This is a genomic window from Thioclava dalianensis (assembly GCF_000715505.1).
Classification (GTDB): domain Bacteria; phylum Pseudomonadota; class Alphaproteobacteria; order Rhodobacterales; family Rhodobacteraceae; genus Thioclava; species Thioclava dalianensis.
Genome location: NZ_JHEH01000013.1, coordinates 82,579 through 99,829 on the forward strand (window position 1 = coordinate 82,579; position 17,251 = coordinate 99,829).

Annotated in this window: 15 protein-coding genes and 1 tRNA gene; 9 read left to right on the forward strand and 7 right to left on the reverse strand. The window is 62.1% G+C overall.

Annotation, left to right across the window (positions count from 1 at the left end):
* Positions 1 to 404: 404 nt before the first annotated feature.
* A complete protein-coding gene (locus DL1_RS11855) occupies positions 405 to 731 on the forward strand; it encodes a DUF6280 family protein (protein WP_038066390.1) in 327 nt (108 codons plus the stop codon).
* Between the two features lie 89 nt (positions 732 to 820).
* Here DL1_RS11855 and DL1_RS11860 read toward each other — a convergent pair whose 3' ends face one another.
* From DL1_RS11860 to DL1_RS11870, 3 genes are all read right to left on the reverse strand, one after another.
* On the reverse strand, positions 821 to 1,771 hold the full coding sequence (locus DL1_RS11860; RefSeq protein ID WP_038066392.1) for a hypothetical protein: 951 nt from the start codon (positions 1,769 to 1,771) through the stop codon (positions 821 to 823).
* A 134-nt stretch (positions 1,772 to 1,905) separates the two neighbouring features.
* Positions 1,906 to 3,297 (reverse strand): TolC family outer membrane protein, encoded by a 1,392-nt coding sequence (locus DL1_RS11865; protein ID WP_051693510.1) that lies wholly within the window; start codon positions 3,295 to 3,297, stop codon positions 1,906 to 1,908.
* A gap of 122 nt (positions 3,298 to 3,419) precedes the next feature.
* Entirely contained in the window at positions 3,420 to 4,070 is a 651-nt protein-coding gene (locus DL1_RS11870) for a protein-L-isoaspartate O-methyltransferase family protein (RefSeq protein WP_038066394.1), read from the reverse strand.
* Positions 4,071 to 4,256: 186 nt separating this feature from the next.
* Between DL1_RS11870 and DL1_RS11875 the strand changes: the two genes are divergently transcribed.
* Positions 4,257 to 4,330 (forward strand) — tRNA-Cys (locus DL1_RS11875).
* A 260-nt stretch (positions 4,331 to 4,590) separates the two neighbouring features.
* Here the strand turns inward: DL1_RS11875 and DL1_RS11880 are convergent.
* From DL1_RS11880 to poxB, 3 genes are all read right to left on the reverse strand, one after another.
* Complete coding sequence (locus tag DL1_RS11880) at positions 4,591 to 5,244, reverse strand: NAD-dependent malic enzyme (protein WP_051693511.1); 654 nt, start codon at positions 5,242 to 5,244, stop codon at positions 4,591 to 4,593.
* A 63-nt stretch (positions 5,245 to 5,307) separates the two neighbouring features.
* Entirely contained in the window at positions 5,308 to 6,663 is a 1,356-nt protein-coding gene (locus DL1_RS11885) for an MFS transporter (RefSeq protein WP_051693512.1), read from the reverse strand.
* A 186-nt stretch (positions 6,664 to 6,849) separates the two neighbouring features.
* Positions 6,850 to 8,568: a ubiquinone-dependent pyruvate dehydrogenase gene (poxB, locus tag DL1_RS11890; RefSeq protein ID WP_038066397.1), complete on the reverse strand. Its 1,719-nt coding sequence runs from the start codon at positions 8,566 to 8,568 to the stop codon at positions 6,850 to 6,852.
* Between the two features lie 536 nt (positions 8,569 to 9,104).
* On the opposite strand from poxB, the gene DL1_RS11895 reads away from it, so the two are divergent.
* The 7 genes from DL1_RS11895 to DL1_RS11925 all read left to right on the forward strand — a co-directional run bounded on the left by DL1_RS11895 (position 9,105) and on the right by DL1_RS11925 (position 16,030).
* A complete protein-coding gene (locus DL1_RS11895) occupies positions 9,105 to 10,316 on the forward strand; it encodes an ABC transporter substrate-binding protein (protein WP_143081743.1) in 1,212 nt (403 codons plus the stop codon).
* Positions 10,317 to 10,399: 83 nt separating this feature from the next.
* On the forward strand, positions 10,400 to 11,254 hold the full coding sequence (locus DL1_RS11900) for a branched-chain amino acid ABC transporter permease (protein WP_038066399.1): 855 nt from the start codon (positions 10,400 to 10,402) through the stop codon (positions 11,252 to 11,254).
* A gap of 3 nt (positions 11,255 to 11,257) precedes the next feature.
* Positions 11,258 to 12,229 (forward strand): branched-chain amino acid ABC transporter permease, encoded by a 972-nt coding sequence (locus DL1_RS11905; protein ID WP_038066401.1) that lies wholly within the window; start codon positions 11,258 to 11,260, stop codon positions 12,227 to 12,229.
* Positions 12,222 to 12,989, forward strand: coding sequence for an ABC transporter ATP-binding protein (locus tag DL1_RS11910; RefSeq protein ID WP_038066404.1), 768 nt, complete (start codon positions 12,222 to 12,224; stop codon positions 12,987 to 12,989). Before DL1_RS11905 ends, DL1_RS11910 begins: the two co-directional genes overlap by 8 nt.
* Positions 12,986 to 13,690, forward strand: coding sequence for an ABC transporter ATP-binding protein (locus DL1_RS11915; RefSeq protein ID WP_038066405.1), 705 nt, complete (start codon positions 12,986 to 12,988; stop codon positions 13,688 to 13,690). Before DL1_RS11910 ends, DL1_RS11915 begins: the two co-directional genes overlap by 4 nt.
* 72 nt (positions 13,691 to 13,762) lie before the next feature.
* Positions 13,763 to 14,533, forward strand: a complete 771-nt coding sequence (locus DL1_RS11920; RefSeq protein ID WP_038066407.1) for a FadR/GntR family transcriptional regulator — start codon at positions 13,763 to 13,765, stop codon at positions 14,531 to 14,533.
* Positions 14,534 to 14,617: 84 nt separating this feature from the next.
* Positions 14,618 to 16,030 carry an amidase family protein gene (locus DL1_RS11925; RefSeq protein WP_038066408.1) on the forward strand — a complete coding sequence of 471 codons (1,413 nt, stop codon included), beginning with the start codon at positions 14,618 to 14,620 and terminating at the stop codon, positions 16,028 to 16,030.
* A 114-nt stretch (positions 16,031 to 16,144) separates the two neighbouring features.
* On the opposite strand, the gene DL1_RS11930 is transcribed toward DL1_RS11925, so the two are convergent.
* Positions 16,145 to 17,125 carry a malate dehydrogenase gene (locus DL1_RS11930; protein ID WP_038066410.1) on the reverse strand — a complete coding sequence of 327 codons (981 nt, stop codon included), beginning with the start codon at positions 17,123 to 17,125 and terminating at the stop codon, positions 16,145 to 16,147.
* Positions 17,126 to 17,251 lie beyond the last annotated feature (126 nt).

Sequence of the window (17,251 nt, forward strand, 5' to 3'; positions counted from 1 at the left end):
AAGTTTTCGGAAACGTCAAGACCCGAGCCTCGCTTTCCAGAGAGTCGTGTTTTGCCCGAAACGCCCCGCGCGCGGGCAGATAAAGCCCCATGCGGAAAAGTTTTTTAGACGGAAATTTCCGCTGTCAAAAATCTGTAACATTTTGCTTTTTATACATAAAACAAAGGCGCTGATGGGCTGAAAGACGGCTATCTGCGTCCCGGCCATCGCTTGAAACCGCAGCCCCGCTTCCTAGATCAGAGCTTGATATCAACGTGCCCGAAAGAGTTATGCAATCTTTGTAGGGCGTGCTATGCGATAGGCGCATAACTGCCATGAGCCATGGACCGTATCGAATCGGTGTCGTTCGGCAATAGATGGCCTCTACGCCAAGAAACGCAAGAGCAATAACAAAGGACGGAAACATGCGCGATTTTGTTGATGGCTCGGCCTTCAATTATGAGCAGGGTCAACGCGCTCGCAAGCTGTTCGCGGCCGTGGTGTTGGCTGCTCTGGACGATGCGATTGCCGATGACAAGAAATATGGAAACGGCCCCGAGCAGATCGCTCGCTGGGCCCGCTCGCGCGATGGGCGGGAAGTTCTGTCCTGTGCCGGGATCGACCCCAACGAACGGGTTGTGAACGGCCTTATGGAATTTGTCGGAAAAGGGGTTCGGACCTCTGTTGCGCTGTCGCGCGAGGAAAGCGAACGCCGTATGGCCGCCGTTGCGGATGAAGCGGAAGCTGCCTGATCTGCTAAGGGTCTTATAATTGAAAACGGCGCGCCTCAGGTTCAGAGGCGCGCCGTTTTCATATCTCTCTGCGGGTCTTTCGCCGCGACCTATTCGAGATCGCGGCTCAACAATGCGCGCTGCACCTCGCGCCGCACGAGCTTGCGCAGATTGCGCGTGATGCGCGCGCCAAGCTCGCCCTGCAATTCCTGACGGATCAAATCGCGGACAAGCGCTTGCAGCGCGTCTTCGTCGATTGGCAAGGCGAAATCGAGCGCGGCGTCTTGGCGCGCCTCGAAATCCACGACCGTGAAATTGTCCGCCTCGGGGAAACTGACCTCCAGTGCGATCTCCTCGCGCGTCCTCTCGTAGCTCGACGGGCGCTTGGGCGGTGCCTGATGCCATTCTTCCGCATCGCTCAGATGCAGCCGACGCGGCTCGGAGGGCGCAGCTTCAACCGCGTCCAGCCCGGGCCAATCGGGATCGGGCCGCGCCGTCTGCTCCCAATCGGCGCGCAGCAGATCCGGGTCGATCAATTCGTCCTCGGGCGCCGCCTCACGATCGCTGGCGGCCTCTGCCACAGATGCAGACAGCGAGCTCGGATCGAACTCTTCGGGCAGTTCAGCCAAGGGCGAGACACCATCGGGCGAAAACCGATCACCTGTCTCGGATTCGAAATCGGCCTCGCTTTGCGTGACCTCGGCTTCAAGCCGGGCGATCGTGTCTTCCAGACGGCTCAATTCGTCACCGACCTGAAAGCTCGCCTCCAGCCCTGCGCCGTCTTGAGGCCAGTGATCAACGGCGCTGTCGTCGAAATCCGGCTCCCAGTCCTGCGGGGGAGCAATCTTGCTCGGGCGCGTGTCAGAGGCAGCAGGCGTGATATCCACCGCCGCTGAGGGCTGCTCCGTCTCATTCACCAGATGTGCGGGGGTGAGCACCAAAAGACCGGGATCACGGGCGCTGTTGGGCCCGGACACGTCGCCGCGCACGTCCTGCGAAACCAGTCGCCGGATCGAGGACAACACATTTTCGATGTCGCGTTGGCTATCTGCTTTTGTCATATCACAACTATCTTGCGGCTCGAGACCCCGCCTGTCCAGCATCAAACGCGTAAAACTAGACGAAGGCCACTCATCCCACCCGGCGATCCCGGTAAAGTTTGCGGCCGCACAGGGCGACCGCAAAGCCTCTCAGATCAGTTCTTGCCCATCGCCTTGAGAACGCGGTCAAGCTTCTTGCCTTGCGGGCTTAGCGTGATCGGCGCGTTGCGCACGGCGTTGTAATAGGCCGCCGGATCATAGGTCGGGATACCCAGTTTGAGGTTGTTCACCGTCAGCAGACCCATCGCCGAGAGCAGCTGATAGTAGGAGACCTGCAGCGTCGCCGACGCGTTGATCCGCCCGGCCTGTGCGTCCAGCAAATCCTGCTCTGACGACAGCACATCCAGCGTGGTCCGCGCGCCCAAAAGCGCCTCTTCGCGCACGCCTTGATACGCCGTCCGTGCTGCCTTGATCTGCTCGTCAAAGGCCGAGATCTGCGCGCGGGCGATATCGATGGCCGCCCAAGCATTGCTGACATTTTGCGAGACCGTCACGCCAGCTTGGCTGAGCTGAGCTTTGGCGGCTTCGGCATTGGCAATCGCCTGACGCTGCCCTGCCACGAGCCCGCCACCGGCATAGAGCGTCTGGCTCATACCGATCATGGCGGTCGCGCCATGGTCCCCGCCCTCATCCAGATCATAGCCCAGCGTGCCGGTCACTTCGGGCATACGCTGCGCGCGGGCGAGCGAAATGCCCAGATCGAGAACCGCGACGGTGTGCTGAAGCTGCTTGATCGACGGATGGCTGCGCAGCGCAATCGCGCGGGCCGCATCCAGAGATTTCGGCAGGGTCGGCTGGCGCGGGAACGCGGCCAGCTTGCTCGGGTAATGCCCGGTCGCCGCCTTGAACGATTCGCGTGCCGTGCGCAGGCTGCCCTGCGCCGAGGCCAGCGACGCACGCGCCGAGGCCAATTGCGCCTGAGCCAGCGCCACGTCCGTCTTGGTCACTTCGCCCACTTCAAAGCGATCGTTCGAGGCTTTGAGTTCCTCATTGAGGACGCGCACGGAGTTCTGGTTGATCGCCACCTGCTCGGAGGCGCTTTTCACGTCCGAATAGGCCTGAATGGCGCTCAGCAGCACTGCTTGCTCGACCGAGCGCAGCGCCTCGCGGGTTGCCAGCACGGATTCTTTCTTCATCTCGACCGCGATCCGCTCGCGACCAAAGCCCAGAAGCGTCATCGTCGCGCCCAGCGTGGTCGTCGCCGCGCGCGAGGTGAAGGACACGCCCGTCGAATTGAGGCTGTTCGTGTGCGAAACCGTGTAATTGGCGGACCATTGCAGGACCGGGCGCAACGCGGCCACGGCCTGCGCCACATCTTCGTCAGCGGCGCGCAAGGTCGCGCGGTTCTGCTCAAGAAGATTGGAGTTACGATATGCGGAGATCAACGCATCTGCGAGCGTCTCTGCGCTGGCCGCCACCGGTGCCGCCATCAACATCGCCGCCCCGATACCCGACAGGATTACGGTCTTAAACCTATTGCGAAACATGCCTTTTGCCCTCGATCTTTATGCGCGCCAGCACCGTTCTCGCCGGCTTCTTTGCCGCGGAGTTTACCGCTTATCTGCGTTTTTTCAATTGATCCTGCTCATAAGACAGGAAGCTGTGCCTGTCAGAGCACGAAGCCGCGCTCCAGTACGAAACCTGGCAGGACCGGCGCCGTGCCGTTGAAAATATCTCGCCAGCTGATCTGGCCATTGATCTTGTAGCCGATCCGGGCGACGCCAAGGGCGCCTTCCATGAAGATCGCGGCGATCCGCCCGCCCTCTTTGAGCTGATCGAGCACCGCAGACGGAACCGTCTCGACAGCGCCCTCGATCATGATCGCATCATAAGGTCCGTGTTTCGCGGCCCCTTCGGCCAATGGGCCTGCCACAACGGCTGCGTTGTCGACATCCATCTCGGCCAGCAAGGTTTCCGCCTGCCCGGCCATGTCCTCGACCTCAAGAGCGACGACCGCTTCGGCCAGACGCGCAATCACTGCCGAGGAATAGCCCAGCCCGCAGCCGATATCGAGCACCAGATCATCGGGCACGACATCAAGCGCATCGAGCATTTTCGCGAAATTGCGCGGCTCCAGAATAACGCGGCCTGCCGCGATCTCGACATTCTCGCCGATATAGGCCGCCTCGCGGCGTCCCTCAGGCACAAATTCCTCACGCGGCACATGGAGCATGGCTTCGATGATGGGGAACTTGGTCACATCATTGGGACGGACCTGCGTGTCGACCATCATCGTACGGCGCGTCGCGAAATCTTGCATGTCGTGAACTCTTCGGTGTGAACCCTATAAAGAGGTAGTGCCACAGAACCCCAAGCAGAGCAAGAAGCCCCGCGCAAAGCAACCGCGCACATGCCGCGCGCTTGGGGCGCACAATTTCGATCTTGGCTGAACATCCCCCTTGCATGCCTCAATGCGATACCGTATCTGATCGCGCACACCACGGATGGCGAGTTGGCGGAGTGGTGACGCAGCGGATTGCAAATCCGTGTACACCGGTTCGATTCCGGTACTCGCCTCCACACGTTTCAGGCTTCTGCGTTAGCCAGCTTTTCCCTCTCTTTGAAATTTGAGACTGCCTTTAGAACCTTCACGTCCCAGACGTGCTCTGTTCGAGGTTGTTTCTTGCCTCTTCGTTTGTCCCTCCAACGCGCGCAGACGCACTTTAGGCGCACTCGGCGGGGATGCCGGTCTGTGTCCATCGGCTCAAACGCTGATCCGCTGCCCGTGGCGTCGGTGCCGACGGGCAGCTTCAGCTGCTTGGGTCTTGCCTGCTCAGCCCTCAACCCGCTTCGTCGTGATAGACGGGCTTGTAGATCTGGCTTTGGATCGTCACGCCCGCCGTGCCCTGAATGTCGTCGTTATAGATCAGGTAATCGTTCTTGTAGCGATCGAAGAGTCGCAGCGCGTCGGTGCCTTTCCAATCCTCGAAATGGATACAGACGCCGGGGAAGACCTCGTTCGCGGCTCGCATGAACTCATCCATCAGCGCGTCAATCTCATCGCTGCTGGCGACGTCCTCATGCAGGCCGGGATAGAGCGGATCATCGCGCAGATCGCGGTTGGTGGTGCCGATATCCATATGGATCGGCAGCAGCGCATTTGGCGGCACGCCCGCGCAGGCGGTGTAGAGATGCAGCTTGCCGATGGGGATGAACCGCACGGGGTCATGCATCAGAACCGCGAAGAACAGGGGCTCGTTCCGATCGCACAGGCTCATCAGATAAATGTAGCGTTCCAGATCGGTCTGCTTGGCATCAAGATGCGACATGACCCGTGAAATCTGGGTGTCGAGCGTGTCCACATGGGCAGGCAGCAGGCCGGTGATCCCCAATGCCTCGCGCTCTTCCTCGGAATAGGCTGTGCCTTTGTCGAGTATCGGATCGTTGAGAACGGTCAGCGAGGGGTGGGTGCGGCTGGTGGGTTTGGCGCTCATCACTAGACACTTCGCTTTGATGGGAGAGGGGCCGCATACGGCCCCTCCGGCGCGTCTGCGCTGTCAGCGACCCTCCGGGAAAGGATGGTCGATGGCATCGCGGTCGGGGCGGTGGAACAGGAACGTCACCACCACTGAAGAGGCCGCAAGCCCCGCGAGGATGAAGAAGGCCCGCTCGAAGCTGCCGCTGTTGCCCACGACCCAGCCGGTGATCGCGGGGGCTGCAAAGCCAGACACGGCGAAGAAGAAATCCATGATCCCCAGCGCGGTGGCCGAGCGGTCCGGCGCGATGTCGACATTGACGGCATAATAGACCGCGTTCGCCCCCATCGAGGCCGCGACCGCCACGCTGATCAGAAGCAAGGCCACCCAAAGCGTCGAGGTGAAGGCCACCGGCAGGATCACGACGGCGGCGATAAGCTGCGTGATGATGATCTGCCAGCTGCGCGAGATCCGGAAGCTATGGGTCTTCTCCAGCAGACGGTCGGATAGATTGCCCAGAAGCAGCAGGACGAGGGCGGCAAATCCCCAGGGCAGGAACGAGAACCAGCCCACGCTGCCGACCGAGATCGAGAATTTCTGTTCGAGATACCCGGGCAACCAGGTCATGAAGAAGAACAGGAAATAACCGAAGACGAAAAACGCCCAGTAATTGGCCAGAAGCGTGCGGTTCGTGAACAGCCGCTTCCAGGTCGTCTCTGTCGCATTGTCCGATTGGGCAGGCGCGACATCGCCCTCACCGCGCCCCTTGTTGATGCTATCGGTGTCCCGATGCTGGATATGCGCCAGCTCGGCCTCGTTTACATGGGGCGAGTCCTCAGGCTTGTTGCGGAACATAAAGTACCACAGCGGAAACCAAACGAAGCTCGCAGCGCCGAGGATCCAGTAGAGCGTGCGCCAGTCGGTGAAGGACAGGATGCCGCTGACCACGGGGCCGCCGATGGCCAGCGCGAAGGGCACGGCAGCCAGCGAAAGGCCAAGCGCCTTGGCGCGTTCCTTCGGCGACAGCCAGTGGGCCACGACGCCGGTCAGGCCCGGGAACATCGGCCCCTCCGACAGGCCCAGCAACGCGCGCAGGGCTATCAACAGGAAGAAGCTGGAGGCGACGGCGGTCAGAGCGCTCGACACCGCCCAGAGGATGACCGCAACGGTCAGAATGATACGCGGACCGAAGCGGTCAGTTAGAACGCCACCGATGAAAGTGGTGAACATGTAGCCGATCCCGAAGGCACCGAGGATCAAACCTTTTTGTGCGTCCGAAAGGGTCAGCTCTTTCGAAATCGGGTCGATCGCATAGGAGATCGCCGCGCGGTCAACATAGTTGATCACGACAATCGCGAAGAGAAGTGCGATGACGATCCATCGATAATTGGTCGCGGCTGTGCCTGAGTGGGCGGGTGAAGGGCTTGATTTTGCCATGCGGTTCTTTCCTGTTTTAGCTTTGCATTAGCGCAGCATCGCCCGCAGGAACCTCCCTGCGGGTGGCCAGGACATCCCCATTCTGCTCCTCCTCCCAAGTGAGGCCGGCGATTCTACAGTGCTTGTCGTATAGTCACCGGCTCTCGATACTAAAATAAACAAGGGCTTGAACGAAGGGCGCGGTAGCTATCTGAACAGGTTACTCTTGGCCAATTCCATGATTTCGTCACCACGGCTGTTCAGGATGGCCCGCATCCCGTAAAGGCTGAAGCCAACGGCTTCTTTCGCTTTGATTGCTGGCGGCATTGCCAGTTCTTGCCGGTTCGAGACCACATCGATCAGGGCCGGACCGTCATGGGCGAAAGCCTCAGTCAATGCGCCCTTCAACTCTCCGGCATCCTCGACGCGCACCCCCATCAAACCCAACGAACGTGCGACATCGGCGAAGTTGGGGTTCTTCAACGCGACGTTTTCGGGCAGGTATCCGCCCGCTTTTTGCTCCAGTTCGACAAAGCCGAGCGTGCCGTTGTTCAGCACCACGATTTTGACCGGAAGGTTGAGCTGCACGGCGGTCATCAACTCGCCAAACAGCATCGCCAAACCACCATCGCCCGACATCGACACGACCTGCCGATCAGGGAACGCGGCCTGTGCGCCGAGCGCCTGGGGCAACGCGTTGGCCATGGAGCCGTGGTTGAACGAGCCAACGATCCGGCGCTTGCCATTGGTATGGAGATAGCGCGCAGTCCAGATCGCAGGCGTGCCGACATCGACGGTAAAGACCGCATCCTCGGCTGCCACCTCGTTGACGACGGAATAGACATATTGCGGATGCAGGGGTTTGCCCGGCTTGGTGGGAGTCGCCAGAGCGTCCAGATCGCGGCGCGCGTTGGCATAGTGCTTGAGCGCCTTGTCGAGGAAATCGCGCGGCCGTCCGCCATTGATCTGCGGCGTGAGCATCCGGGCAAACTCGACCACATCGGCCTCGATCCCCATCGTCAGGGCCACCCGTTTGCCAAGCGCGCCGGGGTCTCGGTCGACCTGAATGACCTTGGCACCCTCGGGGTAAAAGTTCCGATAGGGAAAGTCGGAGCCCAGCATCAGCAGCGTGTCGCAATCCTTCAGCGCGTGATACCCCGACGAAAAGCCGATCAGCCCCGTCATGCCAACGTCAAAGGGGTTGTCCCATTCCATATATTCCTTGCCGCGGAACGCATGGACGATGGGCGCCTTGAGCGCGTTGGCCAGCGCCACGACCTCGTCATGCGCTCCCGCCGTGCCGGCGCCGGCCAGAATCGTGACATTCTGCGATCCGTTCAGAAGCTCGGCTGCCGCCGTCACATCGCCCTCGCCCGGAACACGGCGCACCGGTCTGGGCGGCACAAAGACCGGGGTAGCCCCATCGAACTTCATCAAGGACACGTCGCCGGGGATCACGATGACCGAGACGGTATTGCGCCCGATGGCCGTGCGCAGCGCGCGGTGCAACACGCCGGGCATCTGCTTGGGCGAGGTGACCAGTTCGCAAAATTCGCTGCATTCTTCGAAGAGCTTGGTCGGGTGGGTTTCCTGGAAATAGCCCAGCCCGATCTCGGTCGAGGGGATATGCGAGGCGATGGCCAGCACCGGCACGCGGTTCCGGTAGCAATCGTAGAGCCCGTTGATCAGGTGCAGGTTGCCCGGCCCGCAGCTGCCTGCACAGACCGAAAGCTCCCCCGTCACCGCCGCCTCTGCACCGCAGGCGAACGCGCCCGCCTCTTCATTGCGCACATGCATGAACTCGATTTTGCCGTTCTCGCGCAGCGCGCCGTCGATGGCGTTCAGACTGTCGCCCGTCACACCCCAAATGCGCTCCACCCCGGCAGAGGCGAGGGTATCGACAAGAAGTCTGGCAAGAGTGGTCATCGGCGGGATCCTTTTCGGAAAGGGGTGACAGACGCGTCCCCCAAAGGAGCAGCCGCCTGTGCGGCAGGAGGGTCAGCTTTGTTTCGGAGCAACGCGATCTGTACCGTGGGGTTCCTCTGCCTTGGAACCATCGCACGGATCGCACACACGAGGTTGCGCCCGAAAATCTGTATCAAATCCAATACAGCAACACTTTGACACGATTACGCAGGTGCAGCATGCCGTATGGGATCCCCTCGATGCCTGATCCGGCGAAGGGAAAAACTTCGTGAGGAGCCGCGCGGGATGAAAAAGAGGCACCGTCTGCCAAACTGAAGGCTGGCAGAGAGGCGCACTGGCGCCCCCGGCACATCTCAGACACGCGCCAGCCAGCCGCCGGTTTTGCAAGCCGATTTGTTTGCGTGCGCATGGCCGTCGGCGGCGATGAAAAATACCGCAATGGATACCGACCCACCACCATCACGCGTTTGTGATTGAATCTATACGTATAGATATGATCAACATGACGGATACAAAAAACGCGACAGGGAAATACCATGATCACAAGACGCAAGTTTCTGGCGACCTCCGCGCTCGCCTCTGGAGCCCTCGCAATGCCCGGGCTGTCAGGACAAGTTCTGGCTCAGGACAAGGCCATCACCTTGGCCGTGCCGGTGCCGATTTCAGGGGCCTTTGCCGCCAACGGCAAATATGCCGTGATCGGTGCGCAGCTGGCGGCCGACGAAATCGCGGCTGCCAAGGGCATCAAGATCAACACGCTCGATCTCGACACCGAGGGCAAGCCCGCCACCGCCGTGCGCAAGGTTCAGGACGCAGCCGAGCAGGATGGCGCACGCCTCTTCGCAGGGGGTATCCTGTCCTCCGTCTCGCTTGCGATGGGCAAGGAGGCCGAGCGCGCAGGCGGCGTCTTCATGACCACAGCCGGTGCCGATGAGATCACAGGCAAGGACTGCAACAGCGCGACCTTCCGCTGGTCGGTGCCCACCTATGGTGCGATCAACGAGACCGTGCGCCCGCTGATCGACATGCTGCCCGACGCCAAGAAATGGTACACGATCACCCCGCAATATGTCTTTGGCGAAGGGCTTCTGAGCGCGGCCAAGGACGTGTTCAAGGAAAAGGGCATCGATCATGTCGGCAACAGCTACCATTCGCTGAGCGAGCGCGAATTCTCGGGCTACCTCACCAACGCAATGGCCGCGCAACCCGACGTGCTGCTGCTGCTCAATTTCGGCTCGCAATCATCGGCCACGCTGCGTCAGGCGATCTCCTTCGGGATGAAACAGCGTATGACGATCGTCATCGCCTGGGCCTCGGGGCTCGAGCAGTTCGAAGAGCTGGGCGCGGATACCTGCGAGGGCGTCTATTTCGGTGCGCAATATTGGCATGAGGCCGATGCGCCCGCCAACAAGGCGCTCGTAAAGGCCGTGCAAGAGAAATACGGCTACAACCCGAACTACTCGCTCGCGGGCTCCTACATCATCTCGAAGCTGCTGCTTGAAGCCGCAGTCGAGGCGGGCAGCACCGATGGTCCGGCTGTCGCCAAAGCACTCGCGGGCAAGAAATATGACGGCCTGACCGGACCTGAAGAGGTGCGCGCCGCCGATCACCAAGTGCTCAAGGACTACTACCTGCTCAAAGGAAAATCGAAGGCGGACATGAAGGACAAGGATGATTACGCCGAGATCATCCATTCCGGCCAGTCGTTCCTCGACCCCCAAGCTGCGGGTTGCACCATGCCGTCCTAACCGGCACGCACACCGTAGCCGATCCGCCGGAGTGTCCCCAAGGCCGGCGGATCACCAATCCCCCCTACTGGGAGCATGCGCCCGTGATCTACCTGTTCCAGATCCTCAACGGCATCGGACTGGGGATGCTGTATTTCCTGCTCGCGGCTGGCCTGAGCATCATTTTCGGCCTGCTGCAATTCGTGAACTTCGCCCACGGAGCTTTCTATCTGCTGGGCGCCTATCTGACCTATGATCTGGTCGAGCGGGGCGTGAGCTTCTGGATCGCGCTTCCGGTGGCGACGCTGATCGTGGCGATCGTGGCAGGCGCCATCGAGGCGCTGCTTCTGCACCGGATCTACAAGCTGCCCCACACATTCCACATCCTCGTGACGGTCGGCATAGCACTGGTGTTTCAGGAACTCGCGATCATCATCTGGGGGCCCATCGGCGGCTCTGTCCCCACGCCCGACGGGCTGGGCGGCGTGGTTATGCTGGGCAATTTCGTCTACCCGCAATATCGGCTCTTCACCATCGCGGTGACCGCTGTGCTGGCCGGGGGGCTGTGGTGGCTGCTTGAAGGCACACGGGTCGGGGCGATCGTCCGGGCGGGCTCTGAATCCGCGTCGAACATGGCGCTTCTGGGCTATAACACGATGCGCATCAACACCGCCGTCTTTGCCTTCGGCGCGGGCTTGGCCGGGCTTGCGGGTGCGCTTGCCGCCCCGATCCGTGGCGTGGAGCCCTTCATGGGGGCCGAGGCACTTTCGGTGGCCTTCGTCGTCGTCGTGATCGGCGGCATGGGCAGTTATACCGGCGCGCTCGCGGCGGGTCTGATGATCGGGATCATCCAAAGCCTGATGACGACGATCTGGCCGCAGGGCGCTCAGCTTTTCATCTATATCGCGATGGCAGCGGTGATCGCGATCCGCCCGCGCGGTCTGTTGGGGAGGGTCTGAGCGATGCATATCCTCGACACAGCAAAAGTACAGATCTGCCTCGCCTTGGCGACCGTTTTGCTCCTGCCCTTCGTTCTCAACTCCGGCATCCTTGCAACCGAGATCCTGATCTACGCGATGGTCGTGGCCGCCTGCAATCTGCTGCTGGGCTATACCGGGCTTTTATCCTTCGGGCAGGGCATCTTCTTTGGGCTTGGCACCTATGTCGCGGGGGTTCTGACCACCCGCTGGGCCGTGCCGATCCCGCTTGTTCTGCTGGTCGCGGTGGTGCTGGGCGGGCTTGTTGCGACCGCGGTGGGCTGGTTCTCGATCCGGCGGCAGGGCGTCTATTTCGTGATGCTGACGCTGGCCTTCGCGCAGATGTTCTACTTCCTCGCCTATACGTTCAGCGACATCACCGGGGGCGATAACGGGCTGTTGGGCGTGCCGCGTCCGCAGATCATGGGGCATGTGCTGGATGGGCCATGGGGCTATTACAGCTTTGTGGCGATCTTCTTTCTTGTGATCTTCGCGGTCCTGTTGGTGGTTACGCGCTCGACCTTCGGGCGCACGCTTCTGGCGATCCGCGAGAACGAGGGGCGCGCTGCCGCCATCGGCTTTCCGGTGCGACTGTTCAAGATCGAGGCCTTCGCGATCTCGGGTGCAATCACCGCCTTGGGCGGCGCGCTGCATGCGCTCTTGATCGGCATCGCCCCGCTTGAAAGCATCAACTACCACACCAGCGAGATGATCCTCGTGATGACGATCATCGGCGGCTCCACCAGCCTCTTCGGCTCGGTCATGGGGGCGGGGTTCTACCTGCTGCTCTCTGACACGCTCTCGGTGATCTGGCCGCGTTGGTTGCTGCTTCTGGGCCTCGTGCTGGTCACCGTCGCGCTATTTTTCCAGCGCGGGCTGTGGGGGCTCGTCGAGCGCGGCTGGGACGCCTTTGCCGAGCGCCGCAAAGGACCGCAGAAGGAGGCTGGCGATGTCTGATATTGCCCTGCAAACCCACGGGCTGGGCGTGCGCTACGGCACGTTCGACGCGCTGAGCGATGTCAATCTCAGTGTCCGGTGCAACTCTGTGCATTCGATCATCGGGCCGAATGGCGCGGGCAAGACGACGATGTTCCACGCGCTCACCGGCACGGTTGCCGCCAGCAGCGGACGGATCGAACTGGAAGGCCGCGATGTCACGCGCGCCTCTGACGACGACCGGGTGCGGCTTGGCATCGCGCGCTCGTTTCAGGTCACGAGCCTCTTTCCCGAACTGAGCCTGCGCGAGAACCTGCGGCTGGCCGCCCAAGGCCGCACGCCGTGGCAGGCGCTCATCCCGTGGCGCCGCGCGGAGGCCAGCAAGAGCGTCCTCGACATGGCCGATGCGGTGATCGAGCGGCTCTCGCTTGGCCATGTCGCGACCCGGGCGGCTGGAGAGCTGTCGCATGGCCAGCAGCGCAGGTTGGAAGTCGGCATGGCAATCGCCGCACGTCCACGCGTGATCCTGCTCGATGAGCCGACGTCCGGGATGGGGATCGACGATATTGAGGGGATGAAGACCCTGATCCGCGATCTGGGCCGTGACCACACCGTTTTGTTCATCGAACATAACATGGGCATCGTCATGAACATCTCGGACACGATCACGGTCATGCGGCTGGGGCGCACGCTTGTCGAAGGCCCACCCGCCGAGGTGCGCGACAATCCCGAGGTAAAGGCCGCCTATCTGGGCAACATGATCACGGGGGACATCGCATGACAGCGACGCTTCGACTGACCGATCTGCACAGCTATTACGGCAAGAGCCACATTCTTCAGGGCGTCTCGCTCGAGCTGAGCGAAGGCGAGATCGTAACCCTTCTGGGCCGCAACGGGGCGGGCAAAAGCACGACGCTGAAAACCGCCGTGGGCGCGGTCACGCCGCGTTCGGGGCGTGTGGAGCTGGCCGGGCGCGATGTCACGGGCCAGCCCGCCCACCGGATCGCCAAGGCCGGGCTTTCGCTCGTCCCCGAAGATCGCGGCATCTTCCAATTGCTGAGCGTCGAGGAAAATCTGCGTATCGCTGTGAAACGCGGCTCGCCTTGGGCAATCTCGGATATCTACAAAATCTTCCCCCGCCTTGAAGAGCGCAGGCGCAACGGCGGCGGGCAATTGTCGGGCGGCGAGCAGCAGATGCTCTCCATCGCGCGGGCCTTGCTGGGGGGGCCGAAAGTTCTCATGCTCGACGAACCGGTCGAGGGTCTCGCCCCGATCATCGTCGAAGAGATTGTCTCGCAGATCGGGCTGATCCGCGATGCGGGCGTGCCAATCCTTCTGGTCGAGCAGAACCTCGCTGTCTGCCGTGCGCTTGCCAATCGCCATTACATCCTTGAAATGGGCCGGATCGTCCATGAGGCCAGTGCGACGGAATTCGCCAGTGATTCCGAGACGATCGACCGCTATCTTGGGGTGAAGGCCTGAGACGGGTGACACATATTAGGATACGGTGCGGCACGGCTATCGGCAGGCGGCGCAACGTTCGACAGGAAGCGGATGGACAAGGCAAACACTCAACGCCCAAGCGGCAGGCTGGCGCGGATCAAGCTTTCGGACCAGATCACCGAGGATATCCGCCGCCGCATCTCGCGCGAGGGGCTGCACCCGGGAGATCGGTTGCCCAACGAGCGCAGCCTGATGGAGCATTACGGCTGCTCGAAAGGCACGATCCGCGAGGCGCTCAAGGCGCTCGAGGTCGAGGGATTGTTGCGTATGGTGTCGGGGCCCAATGGCGGGCCGGAGGTGCAAGCTGCCTCCATCGACATCGTCACCCAGCAATTGCGCCGCTACCTGCATTTCCAAAAGCTCGACTTCGCGCAGGTCTACGAACTGCGTCAGACCCTCGAGGTCGTGCTTGCACGCAATGTGACCGAGCGGCTCGACGACGCGCTTCTGTCCCGGCTCGAGCAGAATATTGCGGATTGCGATGCGGCCAACGAGATGCAGGACCGCGAGCGGGTGCGCACCTTGGAAACCGAGTTCCACGACATTCTGTGCGAGGCCTCGGACAATGTGATGCTGATCTTCATGTGCCGGTTTTTGAACTCGATGCTGCGCGATCTGGTGAGCTACCGCTCCGAAGCGATGGCCGAGCACGAGGATTTCGGCGCGCACAATGTCGATGCCCATCGCAATCTGCTTGCTGCGTTTCGCGCGCGCGACGCCGACACCGCCGCGCGTCTGATGAGCGAGCATATGGCCTGCGCGGCCTCCTTCATGACGACGCTCGACGCATCCTTTCACATGGACCGCATGCTCTCGCGCTGAGCACTGCCCCCGCGCTGCAATCCGGCAGGCCCGCCCCTTTGGCGCGGCCCGTGATACCTGTATTTCAAGAACGGAGATTTCCCGATGAGTGACCCGGCTGATACGGCCCTCTGGGCTTTGGGCGCGACCGAAGTGGCGGCCCTCGTGCGCGCGCGCAAGATCAGCGCGCGCGAGATCGCACAGGCCGGGCTCGACCGGCTCGACGCTGTGAACCCAGAGATCAACGCGGTGGTCGAATGCCGCCCCGAAGAGACCCTCGCCGCCGCGGATGCAATTGATGCCAAGATTGCCCGCGGCGAAGATCCCGGCCCGCTCGCAGGCGTGCCGGTCACGATCAAGGTCATCGCGGATCAGCGCGGCTATGCCACGACAAACGGCTTGCGGCTGCAAAAGGATCTCATCGCGCGATCCGACAATCCGGTGGTCGTCAATCTGCTGGGCGCAGGCGCGGTCAGCCTTGGGCGCACCAACACCCCGGCCTTCAGCTATCGCTGGTTCACCAATAACCAATTGCACGGCCACACCTACAATCCGCGCCGCAAGGATCTGACGCCCGGTGGCTCATCGGGCGGCGCAGGATCGGCGGTTGCCGCAGGCATCGGTGCAATCGCGCATGGCACCGATATCGCGGGCTCCATCCGCTATCCGGCCTATGCCTGCGGCGTGCACGGGCTACGGCCCAGCTTCGGTCGGATCGCGGCGCATAACGCAAGCGGGGCGGAGCGCGATATCGGCGGGCAACTCATGGCGACCTCGGGGCCGCTGGCGCGCTCGGTCGGGGATCTGCGGCTGGCTTTTGCCGCGATGGCGAAACCCGACCCGCTGGATATCTGGTCCGTTCCAGCGCGACTGACGGGCCCCGCCGTTGATCGGCGCGCAGCGCTCTGCCTGCGCCCCGACGGCGCGCAAAGTGATCCCGCACTCGAACGGGCGCTTCTTGGGGCTGCGGGAAAACTGCGGGCCGCCGGCTGGGTGGTCGATGAGATCGACGCGCTGCCCCCCATCGCAGAGGCCGCGAAGCTGCAGATTACGCTCTGGCTTGGCCATGATCATCCGGGCAAACTCGCCGCCGCCAAAGCAGAGGGCGACCCGGGCGCGCTGCGCGCGCTCGAAGGTCAGGCGGAGTTCGTCCAGTCGCTGAGCGCCGACGCGATCCCGCGCGCGCTCATCCGGCGTGCAGAGATCACCCGCGAATGGGCGCTGTTCATGGTACGCTATCCGCTCGTCCTGCTGCCTCCGGGGTCGGAATTGCCCTTCCCGGACAATCTCGATCTGGGCAGCGACGCCGATTTCCGAAGGGTCTGGGACGCGCAGATGTCGATGGTCGGGCTACCGGTCACGGGCCTTCCCGCATTGGCGCTGGCCACCGGGGCCACAGCCGATGGCGCGCCGCTCGGCATCCAGATGGTCGCGGGCCGGTTCCGCGAAGATGTGTTGTTCGATGCCGCGACCGAGATCGAGGCGCGCTCGCCCCCCGTAGAAATCGCGTTGCTCTAGCCCGATTGGGGGCGCGGTCGCCTCGGCTACCGTCCCACTGGGCAAACGCCACCGCATGAAAAAGGCCCGGCCGCCCCTCGGGCGCCGGGCCTCTCTCATTCCGATCGAGAACGCTTACTTGCCCAGAGCGGCCTGACGTTCCTCTTTGAGTTCTTCAACCGAGAGGTCGATCATCTTGCGCGCATAGTCATCAATCTCGATGCCTTCCACGAGCTTGTACTTGCCGCCCTCGCAGGTGACCGGCATGCCGCAGATCAGACCCTCAGGGATCCCATAAGCGGTGCCATCGGTCGGGATCCCCATCGAGACCCATTTGCCATCGGTGCCGTTGATCCAGTCATGCATGTGATCGATCGCGGCGGAGGCCGCAGACGCCGCGGAGGACGCACCGCGGGCTTCGATGATCGCCGCGCCGCGCTTGCCGACCGTCGGGATCAGCGTGTCGCGATACCAGGTCTCGTCATCGACGATATCGGCAACTTTCTTGCCGTTGGCGACGGTGTTGGACCAGTCGGGGAACATGGTGGGCGAGTGGTTGCCCCAGACGACGGCCTTTTCGATATCGCGCACCGCGATCCCGGCTTTGGCCGCCATTTGCGACAGGAAGCGGTTATGATCGAGGCGCAGCATCGCGGTGATATTCTCGCGCGGGAAATCAGGCGCGTGCTCGGCCAGCGTCAGTGCGTTGGTATTGGCGGGGTTACCCACCACGATGACCTTCGCATCACGCTTGGCGGCATCGTTGAGCGCCTTGCCCTGAACCTTGAAGATCTCGGCATTGACGGCGAGCAGATCGGCGCGCTCCATCCCTTTCGAGCGCGGGCGCGAGCCCACGAGGAACAGCGCATCAGCGTCCTTGAACGCCTCAACGGGATCATCCGTCGCGATGATTTCTTCGACCAGCGGGAAGGCACAATCTTCCAGCTCCATCAGAACACCTTTGAGCGCACCCATGGCCTGCGGGATGTCGAGAAGCTGAAGGATAACCGGCTGATCGGGCCCATAGACATCGCCCTTCGCGATGCGAAACAACAACGAGTAGCAGATCTGTCCGGCCGCCCCGGTAATAGCAATACGTTTTGCGGGAAGTGTCATCTGGGCCTCCTAAGTCCCGGTTGCGTTGCATGGCAATTAGCATGCCCGCCGCCGGGGTCCAATGAGCTTTGTGTAAATGGGAGATTTTGGGCTAGACGGTGCGTCGGATCGCGGCGCGTCCTGGCC